This is a genomic window from Campylobacter concisus, assembly GCF_015230015.1.
Classification (GTDB): domain Bacteria; phylum Campylobacterota; class Campylobacteria; order Campylobacterales; family Campylobacteraceae; genus Campylobacter_A; species Campylobacter_A concisus_AF.
The window spans coordinates 1-19,618 of sequence record NZ_JAAKZC010000024.1 but is presented as its reverse complement, the minus strand read 5'-3'; the positions used below and the strand labels follow the sequence as shown (position 1 = coordinate 19,618).

General features: G+C 41.2%; 23 protein-coding genes and 1 tRNA gene. 10 read left to right on the top strand and 14 right to left on the bottom strand.

Annotated features, from left to right (window positions below; all coding sequences use genetic code 11):
* Positions 1–274: 274 nt before the first annotated feature.
* From G6W42_RS09955 to G6W42_RS09945, 3 genes are all read right to left on the bottom strand, one after another.
* Positions 275–1,165: a glutamate--tRNA ligase family protein gene (locus G6W42_RS09955; RefSeq protein ID WP_194173871.1), complete on the bottom strand. Its 891-nt coding sequence runs from the start codon at positions 1,163–1,165 to the stop codon at positions 275–277.
* Positions 1,143–1,388 carry an RNA recognition motif domain-containing protein gene (locus tag G6W42_RS09950; RefSeq protein WP_103652043.1) on the bottom strand — a complete coding sequence of 82 codons (246 nt, stop codon included), beginning with the start codon at positions 1,386–1,388 and terminating at the stop codon, positions 1,143–1,145. The genes G6W42_RS09955 and G6W42_RS09950 overlap by 23 nt, the downstream gene beginning before the upstream one ends.
* Before the next feature lie 224 nt (positions 1,389–1,612).
* Positions 1,613–2,164, bottom strand: a complete 552-nt coding sequence (locus tag G6W42_RS09945) for a DJ-1 family glyoxalase III (RefSeq protein ID WP_194173870.1) — start codon at positions 2,162–2,164, stop codon at positions 1,613–1,615.
* An 81-nt stretch (positions 2,165–2,245) separates the two neighbouring features.
* On the opposite strand from G6W42_RS09945, the gene G6W42_RS10700 reads away from it, so the two are divergent.
* Positions 2,246–2,503 (top strand): SelT/SelW/SelH family (seleno)protein, encoded by a 258-nt coding sequence (locus tag G6W42_RS10700; protein ID WP_258031662.1) that lies wholly within the window; start codon positions 2,246–2,248, stop codon positions 2,501–2,503.
* A gap of 123 nt (positions 2,504–2,626) precedes the next feature.
* Here the strand turns inward: G6W42_RS10700 and thiE are convergent, their stop codons facing one another.
* The 3 genes from thiE to G6W42_RS09925 are packed head-to-tail and all read right to left on the bottom strand — an operon-like array spanning position 2,627 to position 5,304.
* A complete protein-coding gene (gene thiE / locus G6W42_RS09935; RefSeq protein WP_194173869.1) occupies positions 2,627–3,238 on the bottom strand; it encodes a thiamine phosphate synthase in 612 nt (203 codons plus the stop codon).
* Entirely contained in the window at positions 3,231–3,989 is a 759-nt protein-coding gene (gene thiD, locus G6W42_RS09930; RefSeq protein ID WP_194173873.1) for a bifunctional hydroxymethylpyrimidine kinase/phosphomethylpyrimidine kinase, read from the bottom strand. Before thiD ends, thiE begins: the two co-directional genes overlap by 8 nt.
* Positions 3,976–5,304, bottom strand: a complete 1,329-nt coding sequence (locus G6W42_RS09925; protein ID WP_107856960.1) for an aminotransferase class V-fold PLP-dependent enzyme — start codon at positions 5,302–5,304, stop codon at positions 3,976–3,978. Before G6W42_RS09925 ends, thiD begins: the two co-directional genes overlap by 14 nt.
* Before the next feature lie 110 nt (positions 5,305–5,414).
* Between G6W42_RS09925 and G6W42_RS09920 the strand changes: the two genes are divergently transcribed.
* From G6W42_RS09920 to G6W42_RS09895, 6 genes are all read left to right on the top strand, one after another.
* Complete coding sequence (locus tag G6W42_RS09920) at positions 5,415–6,248, top strand: DUF234 domain-containing protein (RefSeq protein ID WP_194173868.1); 834 nt, start codon at positions 5,415–5,417, stop codon at positions 6,246–6,248.
* Positions 6,245–7,231, top strand: coding sequence for an ATP-binding protein (locus G6W42_RS09915; RefSeq protein WP_194173867.1), 987 nt, complete (start codon positions 6,245–6,247; stop codon positions 7,229–7,231). The genes G6W42_RS09920 and G6W42_RS09915 overlap by 4 nt, the downstream gene beginning before the upstream one ends.
* Positions 7,231–7,887 carry a cysteine hydrolase family protein gene (locus tag G6W42_RS09910; protein WP_194173866.1) on the top strand — a complete coding sequence of 219 codons (657 nt, stop codon included), beginning with the start codon at positions 7,231–7,233 and terminating at the stop codon, positions 7,885–7,887. The genes G6W42_RS09915 and G6W42_RS09910 overlap by 1 nt, the downstream gene beginning before the upstream one ends.
* Positions 7,888–8,070: 183 nt before the next feature.
* Positions 8,071–8,499: a TonB-system energizer ExbB gene (gene exbB, locus G6W42_RS09905; protein WP_194173865.1), complete on the top strand. Its 429-nt coding sequence runs from the start codon at positions 8,071–8,073 to the stop codon at positions 8,497–8,499.
* Positions 8,486–8,869: a TonB system transport protein ExbD gene (exbD, locus tag G6W42_RS09900; RefSeq protein ID WP_194173864.1), complete on the top strand. Its 384-nt coding sequence runs from the start codon at positions 8,486–8,488 to the stop codon at positions 8,867–8,869. Before exbB ends, exbD begins: the two co-directional genes overlap by 14 nt.
* A 37-nt stretch (positions 8,870–8,906) precedes the next feature.
* Complete coding sequence (locus G6W42_RS09895) at positions 8,907–9,671, top strand: TonB family protein (protein WP_194173872.1); 765 nt, start codon at positions 8,907–8,909, stop codon at positions 9,669–9,671.
* A gap of 34 nt (positions 9,672–9,705) precedes the next feature.
* Here G6W42_RS09895 and G6W42_RS09890 read toward each other — a convergent pair whose 3' ends face one another.
* From G6W42_RS09890 to pyk, 7 genes are all read right to left on the bottom strand, one after another.
* Positions 9,706–10,383 carry a DUF4272 domain-containing protein gene (locus G6W42_RS09890; protein WP_194173863.1) on the bottom strand — a complete coding sequence of 226 codons (678 nt, stop codon included), beginning with the start codon at positions 10,381–10,383 and terminating at the stop codon, positions 9,706–9,708.
* Positions 10,384–10,420: 37 nt separating this feature from the next.
* A complete protein-coding gene (locus G6W42_RS09885) occupies positions 10,421–11,767 on the bottom strand; it encodes an FAD-dependent oxidoreductase (RefSeq protein WP_194173862.1) in 1,347 nt (448 codons plus the stop codon).
* Between the two features lie 130 nt (positions 11,768–11,897).
* Complete coding sequence (locus G6W42_RS09880) at positions 11,898–12,920, bottom strand: NADH:flavin oxidoreductase/NADH oxidase (RefSeq protein ID WP_194173861.1); 1,023 nt, start codon at positions 12,918–12,920, stop codon at positions 11,898–11,900.
* 139 nt (positions 12,921–13,059) lie between these two features.
* On the bottom strand, positions 13,060–13,281 hold the full coding sequence (locus tag G6W42_RS10615; RefSeq protein WP_242042742.1) for a hypothetical protein: 222 nt from the start codon (positions 13,279–13,281) through the stop codon (positions 13,060–13,062).
* A 123-nt stretch (positions 13,282–13,404) separates the two neighbouring features.
* Positions 13,405–13,800: an arginase family protein gene (locus tag G6W42_RS10610; RefSeq protein ID WP_242042741.1), complete on the bottom strand. Its 396-nt coding sequence runs from the start codon at positions 13,798–13,800 to the stop codon at positions 13,405–13,407.
* A complete protein-coding gene (locus tag G6W42_RS09870) occupies positions 13,772–13,912 on the bottom strand; it encodes a hypothetical protein (RefSeq protein ID WP_194173860.1) in 141 nt (46 codons plus the stop codon). The genes G6W42_RS10610 and G6W42_RS09870 overlap by 29 nt, the downstream gene beginning before the upstream one ends.
* Positions 13,913–13,926: 14 nt before the next feature.
* The gene (pyk, locus tag G6W42_RS09865; RefSeq protein ID WP_194173859.1) at positions 13,927–15,390 is read right to left on the bottom strand and encodes a pyruvate kinase; all 1,464 of its coding nucleotides are present in this window, start codon (positions 15,388–15,390) and stop codon (positions 13,927–13,929) included.
* A gap of 92 nt (positions 15,391–15,482) precedes the next feature.
* On the opposite strand from pyk, the gene G6W42_RS09860 reads away from it, so the two are divergent.
* Positions 15,483–16,544 carry a TRAP transporter substrate-binding protein gene (locus G6W42_RS09860; RefSeq protein ID WP_194173858.1) on the top strand — a complete coding sequence of 354 codons (1,062 nt, stop codon included), beginning with the start codon at positions 15,483–15,485 and terminating at the stop codon, positions 16,542–16,544.
* A gap of 76 nt (positions 16,545–16,620) precedes the next feature.
* Here G6W42_RS09860 and G6W42_RS09855 read toward each other — a convergent pair whose 3' ends face one another.
* Positions 16,621–17,820, bottom strand: coding sequence for a molybdopterin molybdotransferase MoeA (locus G6W42_RS09855; RefSeq protein ID WP_107847364.1), 1,200 nt, complete (start codon positions 17,818–17,820; stop codon positions 16,621–16,623).
* Between the two features lie 136 nt (positions 17,821–17,956).
* On the opposite strand from G6W42_RS09855, the gene yedE reads away from it, so the two are divergent.
* Together yedE and G6W42_RS09845 are read left to right on the top strand one after the other, a co-directional pair.
* On the top strand, positions 17,957–19,015 hold the full coding sequence (gene yedE, locus G6W42_RS09850) for a YedE family putative selenium transporter (protein WP_194173857.1): 1,059 nt from the start codon (positions 17,957–17,959) through the stop codon (positions 19,013–19,015).
* A 117-nt stretch (positions 19,016–19,132) separates the two neighbouring features.
* Positions 19,133–19,209, top strand: a tRNA-Met gene (locus G6W42_RS09845).
* Positions 19,210–19,618: the final 409 nt, after the last annotated feature.

Genomic DNA, 19,618 nt, shown 5'->3' with positions numbered 1-19,618 from the left:
CCCTTATCCCCCTTTTTAAATCCCCCAATCCCCTCGCACGTTAGAAGTGGCATGCGTTAGTGCTAAAGCACCGCATGCGATTTGTTATCAGCTAAATTTATAGCAAATTTTAAATTTTCATGAGTGAGTAATATCGGCTCTAAAATTTGAGCTAAGCTATGAGCGAAGCCAAATTTTAGTAGTCAACTCTTGCGAGCGAACGAGATTTTAAAATTTACAAAACAACGCATGCGAAAGCGCCAACACACCACATATCTAAATTTTCTAGCAAAATTTAAGAGCCCATCAATTTCTCGGCCATATTTTTGAGCCTAAATTCATAAAGAAGGTTTGAAATTTTATCTGCTGAACATAAATTTAGCCCAAGATCATTTGCGACCATTTTGTAATAAATTTGTGAATTTGCTTTTAAGTCAATCGGCAGCGATTTCGAGCTTTTAGAAAGCTTTTTTGCTCCGTCTAAAAGTAGCTTGTGATGGATAAATTTAGCATTTAAAAAGCTAAAATTTAGCCTTTTTGCAAGGTATCTTTGAGCCAATGTGCAAGGCAGCAAGTCCTCACCTCTAACGACTAAATTTATCCCCATATCCTCATCATCTATGACGCTTGCAAAGTTGTAAGCTGGGGTAAAATCCTTTTTATAAATGACAAAATCGCCCATCTGCGCTGCCACCTGCCTGCCAAGCTCATCGTTTTCATCAACACTTAGTCTGATAGTGGTTTTATCTTTTATAAATTTTAGCTTTTTATCTTTGCAAATTTTAGTGTAAATGCCGTTTTCATAGGCATCTTTCGTGGCTCTTGTGCATTCACAAATGTAAATTTCACTTAGCTTTTCAAGTGCATTTTCATATCTTTTAGCTCTTGTTTTAAAGCTAAAATTACGCTCAAAGTCACTAACGCTTGTGGCACCTTTGTCGTAACAAAGCCCCAGAAATTCTAACACATCAAAGATATTTTGAACAAATTCGCGCCGGTATCTGCCAAGGTCATAATCATCAATCCTTAAGTGCAAAACGCCACCCAGTGAGCGCGTCAGAAGATAAGTCAAGATAAAGTTGTAGGCGTTGCCAGCGTGTAGATAGCCGCTTGGCGTGGGAGCTATGCGAGAGACTATGCCACCAAGTGGTGGCAAATAGTCGTTAGTCTCTTGGTCTAGCCTCATTTACTCTTAAAGTGCGTCCGCCGAGTTCTTTTTCATTTAGTGCGTCGATCGCCTTTTGGCCCTCGCTCGCATCATCCATCTCAACAAAGCCAAAGCCCTTTGAGCGGTCTGTCTCTCTATCTTTTACGATCTTTGCGCGCTTTACTTCACCAAATTGTGCAAAAGCTTCCTTCAACTCTGCCTCTGTCGTTCTATACGACAAATTTCCTACATAAATGTTCACAGGATTATTCCTTAAAAAAATTATCGATCTGATCGATTAGAGAAATAATAGCTTATTTCCGTCAAAAAGATGTAAAAACCAAGAAAAATATTATAAATTTTTAAAAAATATCCTTAAATGAAACAAATCGCAACAGCAAGGTGTTATAATATCTATCACTAAACAAAATTTATTCTTAAGTTTAAGTAGAATAATTAAATAAAAAATTACAATTTTTTTATAAACTATTTATAAAGTAAATCATTTTTTACTTTAAAATAGCTCTCTTCGCCAAGCAAATTTTTCACTATAAAAAGTGCAAATTCCATAGAAAAAGCAGGTCCCTTGCCAGTGATGATGTTTTGATCTTTTAGCACGTTTTTATCGCTTACGTAGCCTCTTTTGTCGCTTCTTACATTTTCTTCAAAGCCAGGGTAGCAAACAAAGCTATCTTTTAGCACCCCAGCTCGCTCAAGCACCATAGGAGCAGCACAAATAGCACAAATGAGCTTGCCCTCTTTATCAAATTTTCGCAAAATTTCTCTTAGTTTGGCATCATTTGCAAGATTTTCTGCACCAGGCAGACCTCCTGGAAGCACGATCGCATCATAGCCTAGCTCCTCCACCTCACGAAGTGTGACATCAGCTTTTACGACTATATTGTGAGCTCCTCTGATCTGCGCATCCTTTAAGCTAGCGATAGATGCTATCGCACCTGCTCTACGTAAGACATCAACGGAGGTTAGCGCCTCGATCTCTTCAAAACCATCAGCTAGGATTACGGCTACCTTTTTCATAAAATCACCCTTTCTCGTGTTATCTGTTCGTTAGGATAAATTTTATATAATCAAAGCTTATTTCACAAGAAAGGACAGAGCATGCAAGTAAAAATTATTTACTGCAACTCTTGAAACTATCGTCCGGTAGCTTCTCGTGTAGAAGATGAAATAAAAACGAACTTTAGTGATGCAAGAGTCGAGTTGGTTGTAGGAGATGGTGGAAATTTCATCGTCGAGGTTAATGGAGATGTTATTTTTTCTAAGAAAGATCGCATCGGAAACGATGAGTCAAGATTTCCTCACGGCGAAGAGATCACAACTCTTATAAACAAATATCTCAAAGAAAAGTCGGCTTAATGCTAACTAGCGGGGCAGGCAACTGCCTCGTTCTTTTACCTCAAATTTGCCCTTTAAAATTTATCTCATTTTTTAGAACTTAAAATCCAAAAAACGCTTCTAAATAAATATTTTCTTATAAATTTAAAAATTTTTGATTATCTTTTGTAAATTTTTGATATTTTCTTTGATGTTACCATCTTTGTAGATTGCTGAGATGATAGCGATGAGATCGGGATTTGCGTAGGAAAGTGAGCCGATATTTGTCTCATTTATGCCACCTATGACGCAAACAGGTAGGTTTAGAATTTGCTTTGTCTCTCTAACCACTTTAAGGTCGCATTTTGGGGCATTTGGCTTTGTAGGGCTTGTAAAAACAGAGCCAAAAGCAACGTAGCTAGCACCATTTTTAGCGGCATTTATGGCTAAGCTTATATCGCCATAGCAACTAACGCCCACATATGCGTCTTTGCCCAAAATCTCAAACGCCTCTTTTATGCCCTCGTCATCTTTGCCTAGATGAACGGCCTTTGCGCCTATCTTTTTAGCAAATTTGACATCGTCATTTACTATAAATTTCGCACCAAATTTCTCGCATAAATTTAGAATTTCACTTGCAAGCCTTTCGTTTTTGACCGCTTTTTTTGACCTAAACTGAAAAAATTTAACCCCGCACTCCAAAATTTCTCTAGTGTACTCCAAAGCCAAATTTTCAGGCATTAGCAAGTCATCACTGATAGCGTAAATTTCAGCCATCAAGCCCTGCTTTATGATCTATAAGTCTTGCGCCAAATTTACTTTTATGAGCATTTTTTATCCCATTTGCCACAAATTTTTTAGCCATTTTTATGGCACTTATTAGATCGTTTTGCTGCGCTAAAATGGCCGCTAGAGAGCTTGAGAAGCTACAACCAGCGCCGTGCATCACCTTTGGCTCAAAAAGCTCCTCGCTAAATTTCATCACTTCGCCGCCTTTTAGATAGAGCGTATCCTCGCAAATTTCATCAACCTTCGTTCGCTTTAGCACTATATCGCAAGGTAAATTTGCAAAATCAATCCCCAAAATCCTAGCCTCATCTACGTTTGGCGTGGCGACACTTGCGAGCTTTAAAAGCTCTTTTAGCGCTTCGATCGCTGCGTCTTCCAGCAGTTTTGCGCCTGACTTTGCTACGCAAACTGGGTCTATGACAACTGGCACATTTTTAGCTCGAAATTCTCTTAAAAACGCGCTTACAACGGCTATTATCTCCTCATTAAAGAGCATGCCAACCTTCACAGCGTCTATATCAAGCTCGGCTAGCACCATCTCAAACTGAGCTTTCACCATGTTTGCTGGCATCGCAAGCACGCTGCTAACGCCATTTGTATTTTGCGCGGTCACGGCTGTGATGACGCTTGCGCTAAAGCAGCCAAATGCCTCGCAGCTTTTTATATCCGCCTGCACTCCTGCACCGCCGACGCTGTCGCTTCCCGCAACTATCAAAACATTTTTCTTACTCACCGACACACCCACTTATCTCTTTTACGTCAAAAGGGTCTTTGACCTGCCATGAAAGTGCGTATTTTTCGATACTTTTCTTGATCGCACTCACCAAATAATCAATATCCTCAAAGGTATGCGTATAGTGCAGGCTGACCCTCACCCAGCCTGGCTTGTGAGTGAAGCTTGGATCCTCTTTTAGCCCCAAAAGATCATGCCCGTATGAGCCTGCGCACGAGCAGCCAGCACGTGTTTGTATGCCATACTCTTTGCTTAAAATTTTTGAAAGCTCGTATGGAGCTACGTTTTTTACATTAAATGAAAAAATGGCAAGGCGCTTCAAATTTGGTGGGCAGTAGCTTATAAGCTCCGGGATTTCTCTTAGTCTTTGGCAAAGATAGTCGCTAAGCTCGCTCTCGTTTTCATAAATGGTAGCAAGCCCTATCTCTTCTCTTAGTCTGTAGGCTAAATTTGCACGTATAAGCCCCAAAATAGGCGGTGTGCCAGCCTCTTCAAGTGCCTCTTGATCCTTTAAAAATATATGGTAGTTTTTGCTCACATAGCTTACCGTGCCACCGCCTGCAAAGCTTGGCACATCGTCATTTGCTAGCACTTTTTTGATAGCTAGTAGCCCACAACTGCCAACTCCGCCAAGAAGCTTATGCGGCGAGATAAAGAGCGCGTCAAAGTAGTCGCAGTCTAAATTTGCATAAGCACTAAGGCTCGCCACGTCAAATGCCACGATACCGCCAAATTTCTTCACCATCGTGTAAATTTGCTTGTAGTCACTTATGACGCCTGTGACGTTTGAGGCGGCGCTAAAGCTAGCGATGATCTCACGCCCTTGGTTTATCTTTAAAATTTGCTCCAAATGCCCAAAATTTATACCGCCATCTTTTGCCAGCCTGATGCGCTCAACCTCGCAAAGAGCCTCTTTAAAGCTGATCTCATTTGAGTGGTGCTCATAAGGGCCAAGTATAACTAGCGGCGAGTCGTTGTTTGGCTTTAGATCAAACCTTCTTTTAGCAGCTGGGGGCACGTAAAGTCCCAAAAGCTCTTGAAATTTCTTGATCGCACCAGTAGCGCCGTATCCAGTGGCTATGAGATAAAATCTATCATCAAGCCCAAGCGCGCGCTTTAGCTCACTTCTAGCGTTATCATATAAAAGCTGCGTTTTATAGGCGTTTGAGGACGTTAGCGAGTGGGTGTTGGCGTAGGTTTTTAAGATATCAGCGACCTCGTCCTCGATAGGCTTATACGCAAGTCCTGAGGCTGTGTAGTCGAAATAATGTATCCCTTTTTTTAAAATAATATCTCTTCTAATGTGCTCTAAATTTACCAACTTTAGCCTTTTAGTTTTTGCGTGATTATAATTAAAATTTTCTAAAAATATGCTACAATCCGCCACACAAAGGATACGAAATTTTAGCCATAAAATCGACATTTGAGCGAATGAAACATCTTGGTATTGCTGAAGTTATAAAATTTCATCTGGTTTTTGATGACTTTTTATTAAAGGGCTCATACTACGATGTTTTTGAGGCGATCAGGGCTGAAATTTTAGATGATTATAAAAATTTGATGGCTAGGTTTTACTTTGACGAGGACAGTGACGAGGCCATTAAAATGGCTCTCATTAAGCTAGCTAGAAGCGACAGGAAGAAATTTAGCGTAAATAAAATTTTGCCCCAAAGCATGACAAACAGGGTCTATGCAAAGCTTTTTAGCAAGGATTTTTTAGTGATTGAAAAGAGCCAAGAAAAGCCACGAGTAAAAAACAAACGCCAAATTTTAAAAAAGAGCGAGCGAGCTTATAAGATAGAGGATAAAATTCACTTCAATAGCCATTTTTCAAGGTTTTGGTTTAGATTTATCGAGCCAAATTTAAGCCTTTTAAAAGAGGGCAGGAGTGATGAAATTTTAGAGCTTATAAGAAGAGAATTTGATGAATATGCAAGCCTTGGCTTTGAGCTTTTAAGCGGCGAGTTAATGGCTAAAAAGCTTGGATTTAACGGCATTTTACTAAGCTCATTTTGGAGCAAAAATATAGAGCTTGACATGCTTTTTAGCATAAATGGCAAGATAATAGTCGGCGAAGCAAAGTATAAAGAGCGAAAAATTTGTAAAAATGTCTTAAATTTAGTCCTTCACAAGTGCGAAAGGCTTGGCATAAAGCCAGATATCGTGGCACTTTTTTCAAAAAGTGGCTTTAGCAACGAGCTTTTGGGCTTAAAAGATGAGCGGCTTAGGCTTTATGAGATAAAAGATTATGAGGAGTTGCTGTGAGTGATATCGATATACAAAATGGCCTAAAAAGCCTGATAGAGCAGACCTATCTGATAGAGCGTGAGTATAAAAATTTGACTGCTTCTTATATGAGCTTGCAAGGTTTTATAAAAGATATCGTGGAAATTTTGCCAAATGCCATTTGGGTGCTTGATGAAAGTGATGAAATTTTCTTGCAAAACTCAGAGGCGCAAAAGCTTGGCAAAGCGCTAAATTTCGTCCCAAAAGATGAGGGCGAGCTAAACTTTGACTCACAAATTTATCTTGTAAAAAAGGTGGTCAAAGATGATAAAAAGATCATCTCAGCTACCGACATAACGCAGGAAAAACGCACCGAGCGCCTAGCCTCGATGGGTCAAGTAGCAGCGCACCTAGCTCACGAGATAAGAAACCCCATAGGCTCTATCTCGCTTCTAAACTCCACCCTTTTAAAAAGAGCTGAGCCAAAAATTTTGCCTATCGTAGGGCAAATACAAAAGGGAATTTGGCGAGTTGAGCGCATCATTAAAGCAACGCTACTTTTTACAAAAGGGCTTAGTATCACGCCAAGGGAATTTAACTTTTTAGATATCAAAAGCGAGTGCGAGGAGGCGCTTAAATTTTATGAGTATTCAAAAGATATAACTTTCGAGCTAAATTTCCCTGACGCCCTTTATAGTGGCGACTTTGACCTCATCGCGATGGTCTTTCAAAACATTTTATTTAACGCCATAGACGCCATCGAAGAGGACGAAAACGACGAAGGTGTGGTGAGACTAAGCTACGAAAAGACGCCAAATGAACATAAATTTATAGTCTATGACAGCGGTGTCTCTATAAAAAATAAAAACATCGTCTTTGAGCCATTTAAGACGAGCAAACTAAAGGGCAATGGCCTGGGGCTGCACCTTTGCCTGCAGATAATAGAGGCGCACAAGGGCAGCATAGAGATAACCCTTGAGCCAAAGACATTTTGTATAAATTTACCTATAAAGGAGAAGTAATGAGTAAAATTTTATATGAGCTAAATGCGTGGCAAAATGACCTAAAAGCGCTTAAATTTAGCGAAATTTTTAAAAATGGCAGCGAAAAAGTGGCATTTATAAGCGTTGATATGATAAATGGCTTTTGTTGTGAAGGCGCACTAGCTAGCAAGCGTGTGGGTGAGCTCTCAAAGGGCATAGCAGAGACTTTTAAGCTAGCAAGGGAGAAATTTGACCTTAAAAATTTCATCCTCATCCAGGATGCTCATGAGCCAAATTCAGCTGAGTTTGCGAGCTTTCCAGCTCATGCTTTAAAAGGGCAAAATGAAGCACAGGCAGTTGATGAGCTAAGAAATTTAGACTTTTTTGGTGAGATGAAAATTTTTTATAAAAACTCACTTAGCATCGCTTATTCGCAGGAGTTTAATAAATTTATAAGTAAATTTGATAACTTTGTCATTATGGGCGACTGCACCGATATGTGCATCTATCAGCTTGTTTCTCACCTAAGACTTAGCGCAAATGAGCAAAATTTAAAAAGGGAGATCATCGTGCCTGCAAATTTAGTGCAAACCTACGATGCCCCAGGGCATAGTGGTGATTTTTACCAAAATGTATTTTTACACCACATGCAAATGGCACTAAATGCACGTGTGGTAAAAGAGCTGGAGCTTTAAATTTCCAGCTCTTAAACAAAAATGATTATCAGCTCTTTTTAAAATTTAAAAGTCGCTGTATTCTTAAATTCAAGTAAAATAAAATAAATTAATTTTATTTTACTCATTTTTTGCTAAAAAATATTTGACATTAGTTATCATTACAAGTTATAATAACACGAAAATTTCACACTAAGAGGTATTATGGAACTTTTAAAACATCATATCGATCACATAATCATCGGTATTTTAGGCATTATGAGCTTTTTTGTGCTTTGGTATACGATAGAGCGTATTATTTTTTACTCACGCGTTAATATAAATGGTTACACAAGCATAGAAACTCTTGAAGAGGCGCTGACAAAAAATTTAACCACACTTTACATCATCTATTCAAATGCCCCATATATCGGACTTCTTGGCACGGTTGCTGGCATAATGATCACATTTTACGACATGGGTATGGCTGGCGGCATCGATACAAAAAGTATCATGGTTGGCCTCTCTCTTGCGTTAAAAGCGACTGCATTTGGCCTACTTGTGGCGATCCCAACGCTCATGATCTACAACGGCTTTGTTAGAAAAGTCGATGTCATGATAAACAGATACAAGGCTCAAAATGCGTCTAAATAAAAAAGATGGGCTAAATATCGTCCCATTTATCGATATCATGCTCGTTTTGCTAGCCATCGTGCTAAGCATCTCGACCTTTATCGCTCAGGGCAAGATCGCAGTCGATCTACCAAGTGCAAACAGCACCGAGCAGATAAAAGAGGATGAGAAAAAAGTGAGTGTCGTTATCGATAAGGATAATAAATTTTTCATAGACGACGTGGAGATTTCAGATAGTGAGCTAAAAGAGAAACTAAATGCCATTGATACCAAGACTTTAGTGCAGCTAAAAAGCGATAAAAACGCAAAATTTGATAGTTTTGTAAAAGTGATAGATATATTAAAAGAAAAGGGACACGAAAACTTTGCGATCCAAACAGTCTCTGAATAGAATTTCAAACTATACCGGCCTAGTTGTCTCGCTGCTGGTGCATAGCGTGGCGCTTTATTTTATCATGACGCATCACATCTTTGAGATAAAGGTAAGCGAACAAAAGCCTATCAAGATATCTCTTAACTCATTTGTGCCAGAGACCACGGCTCCGCAGATAGCTGAGCAAGTGCTAATACCTGAGCCAACACCACCAGCTCCTCCTCCGCCGCCAGAGCCTCCAAAACCAGAGCCTAAGCCTGAGCCAAAGCCCGAACCTAAACCTGAACCAAAACCTGAACCAAAACCTGAGCCTAAAAAGATAGAAAAGCCAAAACCTGAGCCAAAAAAAGTGGAGAAAAAGCCAGAGCCTAAACCTCGCCCTGAGCCAAAAGTAGAGCCAAAGCCTGAGCCTCAAGCAGAACCAGCACCATCTCCTGTCACAACACCAGCACCTGCTGTAAATACAAATTTACCAGCAAATAACAAGTCTATCACTGCAGCACCCACTCAAAAAGTAGCACAAGAGCTAAATTTATCAAACGCACAAAGCGACGAGGACTTTAGTAAGGTCATAGCTGCTGTTAAAAAACACAAAAACTACCCTAGCAACGCAAGGCGCATGAGACACCAAGGCGTTGTTGAAGTTAGATTTTTGCTTAAAACGGACGGCAGCATAGATGAGCTAAAGGTCACTAAAAGTTCAGGCTTTGAGTCGCTTGATAAAGGGGCGATAGAAAATATCTTAAAAGCAAGCTCTGAGTTTCCAAAACCAAAAGAAGACCGCTATCTTCGTTTTCCGATAGCATTTACATTAAAATAAATTTTAAGCTCAAATGAGCTTAAAATTTCTTACATCAAGTGTTTAGATCAGGATAGTCCCAAGCGTTAAATTCAGCGCTTAGGTCGTCATTTTCTTGCCCTTTGCAGCATAGCCACTCAAGCCCTGCTCGCCTCTCCATAACAACCTCTTCGTCTAGTCCAGCCACCTTTTTGCCATTTACTCTAGCATCTACGCATGCCCAGTGGTAGCGATAAACTAGGTCAAGCTTGCTTAAAATTTCATCCATACTGCGAAGCTTTGAGCGGCTTTTTAGCCCGCCCTCTCTAAAGACATCCATCACAAACTCGCAGTCGCAAATTTTATCCATCTGGCCGATATCTTCAGCTATGCCAAGCGCCCAAAGCAAGATCCATAGCGACTCATATTTCCAGCCCATATTTACGGCTGTTTTCATATCAGCTCTATCCTCAACGACCTCTTTTTCTTTTACGCTAAGTCCATCGTAGGCATCACCTAAAAAGCTCTTTGCCCATGCCATATTTTCTTCGCCCAAAGAGCCTTCATCGCGGATCGTGCAAGCACACATTATCGCTGTAAATGAGCAAACTGCGCGCCTTACCATCTCGTCCACGTCTCTTGGCGTAACCTCACTGTTTTCATAGCGAAGCGGCAAGCTCTCAAGCACCGCCACGCCCTCTTGTTTTAAAATTTTTATGCTCTCATCTTTTCTTTGTTGTGCTGTTTTTGGCATATCTGCACCTTTCTTAAAATATCAAATGCTCCCACTTCTACCCAAAAAACTCAGCGTTAAATTTCTCTTCGTCGAAATTTTTACCCAAGAACTTACAAATTTCCTCCATATCAGCCCTTGCCGTCTCAAAACAGCTCGTAGCCCCTGGGCTTGGCGTCATGTTAAAGCTTATGCCCTCGCCTGTGCTGATCTTGCCCTCGCCAAGTTCTAGCCTTTTTTTGTTGCGGTCAATCACCTGCGGTCTTACGCCGCCAAAATTTACAGCATAGCTTAGGTCGTTTTCGCTTAGGCTTGGCACGATCTTTCTGGCGTCTTTGACAAATTCTTTTTTGTTGATAAATGGCACTTCAAACAAGAAATTTCTTAAGATATACGACCTAATGTCATCGTCTTTTAGTAAATTTGTAAAGACGTCAAGAACATTTTTGTCAAATTTTAAGCACTTTAAGAAGTCAAAAAAGCTAGAACTTCCGTGAAATCTCTCAAGCTTTGGTATGACAAGGGCTGTTGGGCCAAAACGAGTGTTGCCATTAGCTAGGATGTCTGGGTCGCCGTGGAGTGCGGCAAATGGTAGCTTGTCGTTTTGCACCATATAGACTTTGCCGTTTAGCAGGCGCTTATTAGCAAAATAAAAGCTCCCAGCCACTGGCAGCGTGCTAAGATGAAGCCCATAACCCATCTTGTGAGCTAAAAATAGCGAGTGTGCTCCAGCATCGACCACGACGTAGTTTGCGGTGATCACCTCGCCGTCATTTATCTTGATGTGAAATGTATCGCCCACCTTTTTCATATCAGTCACTTCTGAGCTTAGGCTGATCTCATAGCCATCTCCGCCTAAATTTAGCGCATTTTGCACGAGCGAATTTGCCACGCCACCAAAGTCCATCGTCGTATACTGGCCATTTTGCGCACCTATTGCGATGATGTTTTCAGGCCTCTCATTACCATTTGCGTCAAAAACGACATTTGGCTCGATCTGCTTTAACTTTTCTCTATCATAAATTTCAAGATAAGGAAATAGCTCTTTAAAGCTCTCATATCGCTCCTTGATGCGCTCTACTTCGGCGTCTCCGATAGCTAGCGTCATCTTTTGATGAGCAAACATATATTTGCCCTCTAAGTTGTATTTTAGAGCGTATCTTACCGGCATATTTGCCACTTGTGAGACCTTTTTGGCCTTTTCTAATGTGTAGTTTGTCTCGATATCGCCGCAGTGGATGGTCTGCGAGTTGCCCTTGCCGCTTGAATTTAGCGTCGCTACGCCGTCATATTTTTCTAAAAGCGCGACCTTTTTTATATCGCTAAATGCAGCCAACTCGTAAAAGAGTGCCGTCCCGCTAATGCCCGCTCCAACAATTGCCACGTCAAAGTGCTTTTGCCTCATTTTATCCCCTGAAAGTTTAGTTGCACAAATGATACTATATTAAATTTAAATCAAACAGCAAAAAGCGTGGAGTGAAATTTAGGCTGTGTAAAAGTGAAATTTAGCAAGGCTCTCACCTTGCCGTGAAATCTTAGTATGCCCTTTTATAGGCGTTTTCTATTTTGTCATTTTCGCCAAATTCTCTCATAGCGCCAAAGGCGAAGTAAGGATTTCTAAGTAGCTCTCTACCAAGCGCCACGCCGTCACAGACATCGCCAAGCAGCAATGCTTCGCACTCGCTTGCCTTTGTGATGAGACCGACTGCGATGACTGGAATTTTAACTGCATTTTTCACAGCTTTTGCGTAGCCAGCTTGATAAAGTGGGGTAAATTTTAGCGCAGCATCGACATTTGCGTAAACTCCGCCAGCTGAGACGTGGATGTAATCAGCCCCATTTTTCTCTAGCTCACGCGCTAGCTTTACGCTATCTTCCACATCCCAGTCACCCTTAAGCCAGCTACTAGCACTTATCCTAACACCAACAGTGATATCAACGCGAGCCTTGGTCTCTTTTAAAATTTCAACCAAAAATCTTATGCGGTTTTCAAAACTGCCGCCGTATTCGTCATCTCGCTTGTTCGTGCCAGCACATAAGAATTGATTTATCAAATATCCATGCGCTGCGTGGATCTCCACAGCCTCGTATCCTGCGCTCTTTGCTCTAATGGCTGCGTCCACAAAGCTTTGCTTGATGCTTGTGATATCCTCGGCGCTCATCTCTTTTGGCGTGGCGTAATCATCACTAAATTTGACCTCGCTTGGTGCAATTATCTCTTCGCAAGTGCCCTTTCTGCCAGCATGAGCAAGCTGGACGGCCATTTTGGCGCCATATTTAGCGCAGCCCTTTACTAGCTCCGCGTGAGTCTCGATCTGCTCGTCACTCCAAAGCCCAAGGTCCTTTTTGGTGATCCTGCCACGCGCCTCAACAGCCGTCGCCTCTACGATGATCATGCCAACACCACCGATCGCCCTTGTAGCGTAGTGGAGTTTATGAAAGCACCTTGGACGGCCGTCCTCTTTTTTGACCTCGTACATACACATCGGAGCCATGATAATGCGGTTTTTGATCTCCATGCCGCCTATCTTAAGCGGCGTAAAAAGCTTACTTTGCATGAAATTTCCTTTAAATTTTTTGGTTATTTTAGGATATTTGTTTAAATTCTTTGATTTGTAGAAAATTGTGTATTGTAATTATAAAAACTATTAATCAAAACTTTAAAATTTGCTAGTCAAATGGATATAAGTTTACCCTTCACCTAGTAAAAATTTTCACTTTATTAAACATTTGATGCATTTTATATGCGTAAAAGGGCATATATTCGGCGATGCTAAAGCCAACCACATCAGCTTTTTGTGAGATGAGAGATAAAATTTCACTTAGCTGATCAAATTTCATCTTTCCGCCTCCAGAGCCGTCTCCGCCAGCATCTGGGTCTGCAAAATATGTCGAGTGGAAAAACTTTTCATCAAGCACATCTATATCAAAATGAACGAGATTTTAATCAAATTTAGCTATGAAATTTTCTATTTTTTCGTTTGAGATAAATTTATCACTTTGCACTTCGTAGTCCACGCCTACCTCGTCCAAAAAGGCTTTTTAGTAGCTATGTAGCCCCTGCAGTCCCACGTAAAGCACCTCATATACTCTAAATTTCTTATTTTTTACAAGAGATAAAAGCTCAGCGTCACCATTTCCCAAAAGCGCTCCAAGCACCATGGCATAAGCCATAGGGTAGCCATCTTTTGGCGTTGAGACGTCTAGGTGTGCGTCTATCCAAATGATACCGACATTTTCATACCTGCCCTTTAGATAGTCAAACGGGGCAAGTGAAACAAAACATGTGCCGCCGATAGTTATGATCTTATCGGGCTTTTCGCTAGAAATCTTGTCTATGGCATCTTTTACACCAGCTACGACGTCAGCTCTAGCGTAAATTCCGTCCACGATCTCTTTTTCTTTGCCATCAGGAGGCGCGATATCTACCTCTATCAATGGTTGATTTGTATTTTGTGGCAAGATATGCTGGAGCAAATTTGCACCAAAAATGATAGATCGGCAGACCGCCACTTAAGTAGTCTGGATAGAGTAGCCTTATAGTTTTCATAAATTTGCCCAGCTCTACTTTTGCTCGCCATTTTTTGCAAGGTCTAGGTAATAATCAAGCTGGTCGCGTCTGATGATACGTATGAGATTTGTGCTGCCCTCTACGCCTGTTGGGTGGCCGGCTGTGACGAGATAGGTCTTGTCATGTTCGACGTATCCAGCGTCGTAAGCCTTTTTGATGACATTTGCAAGAAGGACATTTAGCTTTGTCTTTTCAAGCACTAGCGCTGGCGTCACACCCCAAGCAAGGGTAAGCATGTGAGCTGTCTGCTCGTCGTGCGCGATGGCGATGATGTCGATACTTGTGCGGTTTCTAGCTAGCTTTATGGCTGATTTGCCTGAGCCTGTGATAGAGAGTATCGCATTTGCCTTGATGCGAACAGCTAGCGAAGCTGCGCTATTTGCGACCATGTCAGTCTCGTCTAAAAAGTCAAATTCGTCAAATTTATTGTATGGATAGATGCTTTGCGTTTGTATGATCGTTTTGCTCATCGCCTCTACGACTGCGACTGGGTTTTTGCCGATCGCACTCTCCTCGCTTAGCATAACTGCGTCAGTGCCGTCTAGCACGGCGTTTGCCACGTCGCTGATCTCCGCTCTTGTAGCAGTTTCATGCTCAGCCATACTTAGCATCATCTGCGTTGCTGTGATGACTGGCTTGCTGGCTGCATTTGCCTTTTTGATGATGAGCTTTTGTATGGTTGGGACCCTGTAAAATGGCACTTCTATACCAAGATCACCACGAGCTACCATGATGCCATCGCTCTTTGCGATGATGTCGTCTATGTTTTCAACCGCATCAAATTTCTCGATCTTAGATAAGATAGCCGCTTTGGAGCCAAATTCTTTTAAGATATTTCTTGCTTTTATCACGTCATTTGCGTCTTGTACGAAACTAATGGCAACGAAATTTACGCCGTGTTTTGCGCCAAATTCCATATCCTCTTTATCTTTTGGCGTGATGATCTCGATACCAAGGGTAGTATTTGGGAAATTTACACCTTTGTTTGAGTTTAAAATTCCGTCATTTTCGATGATGGTTTTTACGACTTCTTTGCCCTCGCCTACAACTCTTGCTCTGATCGAGCCATCATAGAGATAAACGTACTCGCCAGCCTTTAGCATAGGTAAAATTTGAGGCTGATTTAGGCTCACTCGATAAACGCCCTTTTCGATCTTTTCGCCCACGATATCCTCTGCGTAGACGCTAAGCTCATCGCCAGCTTTTAAGTAAAATGGCTCACTAAGCTTACCAACCCTGATCTTTGGTCCGCAGATATCTTGCAAGATGCCTATGCGTTTGTTTAGTCTTTTTTCGATGTTTCTGATCTTGTCGATGTTTGATTTGTGGTATTCGTGCGTTCCGTGACTAAAATTTAAACGAAAGACATTAACACCTGCTTTAACCATCGCTTCCATCGTCTCTTCGTTGTCACTTGCCGGCCCTAAAGTCGCTACAATTTTCGTCTTTTTTATCATTTTTATGCCCTGTAATTTGATTTTTGCGATTATAACACAATTTAATAATGTAAATTTTTTGTATAATATGCAAAATTTTTAAAGGAGAGAGTATGAATAAATTTTTATTAGCATCTCTTGGCCTAGCGGCTCTTGCTTGTGCTGCTATGGGAGATGACAAAGTCTATAAGCTCAAGCTTGCAACCTCATGGGAGAGCACTATGCCAGTGCTTGGTGATGTTCCAAAAGAGCTAAAAGAGAAGGTCGAAAAGATGAGTAACGGCCGCATCGAGATCAGGATCGACTATCCGTCAAAACATAAGTCGCCTTTTGCGATGCTTGACTTTGCAAAGAGCGGTCAGTACGATATCGGCTACACAGCTAGCTACTACTACAAAGGCAAAGACCCTAAGACAATGTTCTTTACAGCAACGCCATTTATGATGAATACCGACGAGCAAACAGCTTGGTACGAATTTGGCGGCGGCAAAGAGCTAGAGGCAAAAGTTTTTGACCCGTATAACATCAAAATTTTTAGAGCTGGCAACACTGGCATGCAAATGGGTGGCTGGTTTAAAAAAGAGATCAAGTCAGTTGATGATATCAAAGGCTTAAAGATCAGAATTCCAGGCTTTGGCGGCGAAATTTACTCTAAACTTGGCGCAAATATCAACACTATCCCAACTGGCGAGCTTTACATGGCTCTTGAGATGGGCACGATCGATGCGGTCGAGTGGGTTAGCCCAGCTTATGACATGGCACTTGGCTTTCACAAAGTGGCAAAATACTACTACACAGGCTGGCAAGAGCCAGATGGCGAAACTCAGTTTTTCTTCAACAAAAATGCATATGAAAAACTTCCAGATGATCTAAAAGCGATCTTTGAAGCGGCTGCTGCTGAGGTGGCAAGAGATGTGAATACTAAGGTATTTTACGCAAACGTAGAGTACTGGGACAAGATGAAGGCTGAGTACCCAGACATCCAAGTAAAATCTTTCCCACCAGAGGTCATCGCAGCTCTTAAAAAGGCTACAAATGAGCTACTTGATGAAGAGAGCGCAAAAGATCCACTATTTAAAGAGATCGTCGAGTCTCAAAGAGCTTTCCTCAAAAAAGCAAGAGAATGGACTAAAATTTCTGACTACGCTTACATCAAAACAAACGAAGAGAAATAACCACAGCAGGGAGCTCTCCCTGCTTTTTACTCTAAATTTGCCAAAGCAACTCTGGCAAATTTAAATTTCACTCATTTTAGCAAGGCATCTTTAAAACTTCTACCACTTCACCTTTTGCGATAAACTCTGTCTCTTTTGGGATGATAAGCAGTGCAGCTTCGTTTGTTAGGTTATTTACGATCGCTGAGCTACCAAGCTTTTTACCGTTTAAATTTACAAAGATCTTGCCATCTCTGTTTTCTAAATTTACCGCTGTAAATTCCAAAAATGGCGAGCGTTTTTTGTAGTCTTCGTCCATTATCGCCGTGATCTTTGGCTCTTCTTGGCTAAACCAAGTGTTTATAAGCACTCTTACATAAAGCACGCACATAACCATCGCCGAATACGGAAATCCAGGCAGTGCAAAGATATATTTGTCACCTGATTTTGCCACTCTGATGTGGCGGCCTGGTTTTATCGCAGCGCCTTCTATGATGAGACTAAAATTTTCATTTAAAGCGCCCTTTACAAAGTCATAGTCACCCATGCTGATGCCACCAGTCGTCACCAAGATATCGGCTGATTTTAGCGCATTTATGATCGCTTTTTCGACAAGCTCGGCCTTATCTCTTACGATCTCACAAAGGATCGGCTCTGCACCCATTTTGCGTATCTGCATAGCGATACCTACGTGGTTTGAGCTGTGAATTTGCGCTGGGCTATCAAGAGGCTCGCCAAGGTCTTTTATCTCGCTGCCAGTTGCTAGTATCGCCACTCTTGGGCGGATGAATACGCTTACGTGAAATACGCCAAGCTCGGCAAGAAGCGCTATCTCAGAGTATGTTAGACGTGTGCCTTTTTTTATTAAAATTTCGCCTTTTTTGTAGCTCTCACCCACTGCTCGCACAGCAAAGCCCTTTGGCACGCTCTTTTTGATGATTATTTTTGAGCCACTTACCTCGACATTTTCAACTGGCACAAGAGTGTCGGTACCTTCGCTCATTAGCGAGCCAGTGAAGGTTTTGACGCATTTGCTGCCCTCTACATGCAGCCCTTTGTCACTACCTGCTGGCAGATCGGTGATGAGCTCAAGCTCGTTTAGTCCATCTTTAAAGGCAAAAGCGTAGCCGTCCATCGCCGAAACTGGTTTTGCTGGGTAGTTTTCAGCGGCTTTCACATCGTAGGCGATATTTCTATCAAGCGCATCCGTGATAGCCACTTTTTCGACCTTCTCCCACGCATTTATCGTATCTTTTAGAATTTTCAGGCTATCTGCATAGCTCATAAAATCTTTCATCATTTATCCTTTTTATGAAATTTTTGCATATTTTAGCCACTTCTGTTTTACAAAAAATTAATCTTTGTTTTATTTAATGATTATTAAAATGTCGTTTAAGAAACCAGTCTGGTTTTACCCTTACACAGGAATTTACATGAACAAAACACTACTTTACATCATCGCAGGTGCGAGCCTTGGCATACTTGGTCCAGTGCTCGTTCATTTTGGCAACCCAGCAAACATGGGCGTTTGCGCGGCTTGCTTTTTACGAGATAGCATGGGGGCGCTTGGTTTTCACCAAGCCAAAGTCGTGCAGTATCTAAGGCCTGAAATTTTAGGGCTTATCATCGGAGGCTTTTTAGCTAGCATGCTTTGGAGTAGAAATTTCACTCCAGTATCGGGTAGTGCGGCATTTTCTAGGTTTTTCTTAGGCGTGTTTGCGATGATAGGCTGCCTTATATTTTTAGGCTGCCCTTGGAGAGCGTTTTTGCGTCTTGGAGGCGGAGATATGACTGCTATTGCGGGGCTTGTTGGCTTATTTGCTGGCGTCTTTGTGGGACGAACTTTTAAGAAAAATGGCTACATCTTACCAGAGAGCGAAACTACTGCAAAGGCGATAGGATTTTTGCCAACTATCATTGCTATTTTACTTTTGATAGCACTTATCTTTGGTCTAAAACTTGGCGAAAATGGCGCATTATTTAGCTCAGAAAAAGGTCCAGGCTCACAGCATGCAAATTTATTTATCTCACTTATTTATGCCATCATCATCGGTGCATTTATGCAAAGAAGCAAATTTTGTTCGGTTGGTGCGATCAGTAAAGTTTTCGAGCGTGATTTTTCAATGTTTTATGGCATCATCTCTATCATCGTCTGCGCAAGCGTAACAAATTTAGTGCTAAATCAATACAAATTTGGCTTTGAAGCTCAGCCTATCGCTCACAATGATATGCTTTGGAATTTCCTTGGTATGACGCTCGCCGGTCTTTGCTTTAGTCTAAGCTACGGCTGCCCTGGCAAACATCTAGTGCAAATGGGGGCCGGAAATTTAAGCTCAGCTCTTTTTGTTTTAGGTATGGGAGCAGGTGCTGCGATAAGTCATAACTTCGTGCTTGCAAGCTCAGGAGCTGGCATCACACCTTTTGCTCCGTATGCTGTAGTGCTAGGCTTTATCTACGCCATCTACGTTGGATTTTTCACTAAAAAAGCTTAAATAAATTTGGCTGCTCTTGCAGTCAAATTTGCTTTTTATATCTATAAAATTTGTGTGAGATAAATTTTAGCTAAAAATAAGTTCTTAGGTTGTATAATCCAAAACTTATTTTAAGTTGTCACGGTAGCTCAGCTGGTTAGAGCGCTGGTCTCATAAGCCGGAGGTCGGGAGTTCAAGTCTCCCCCGTGACACCATAGATGTCCTACTTATCGATACTTTAACTGCCCTTTTTGCAGTTTCCCTTTCTTTAAAATTTCCTAAAAGTATGGTACACTTTTTAAAAAAAGCGGTACATTTTTTCAGGATTGTTTTATTTTACAAGATGCTTTCTATAAATTTGCTTTTATTTTTACTGATAGATAAAATTTTTATCTCAAAGTGAACAAACATAAATTTATCTCGCTTAAATTTACGGCACAACTTTTGCTTACTCTTTGAAGCTAAATTTCAAGGAGTAAGCTATGAAAGTTTCCTACAACTCCATCTTAACAAAACAGCACTACCAAAAACAGACAAAAAGCGAAGGTTTTGCAAATTTCTTACCTAACACTCCAAATATAAATTCGATCAGCCAAGCCACTATTCCTAAAAATGACTTTGTTT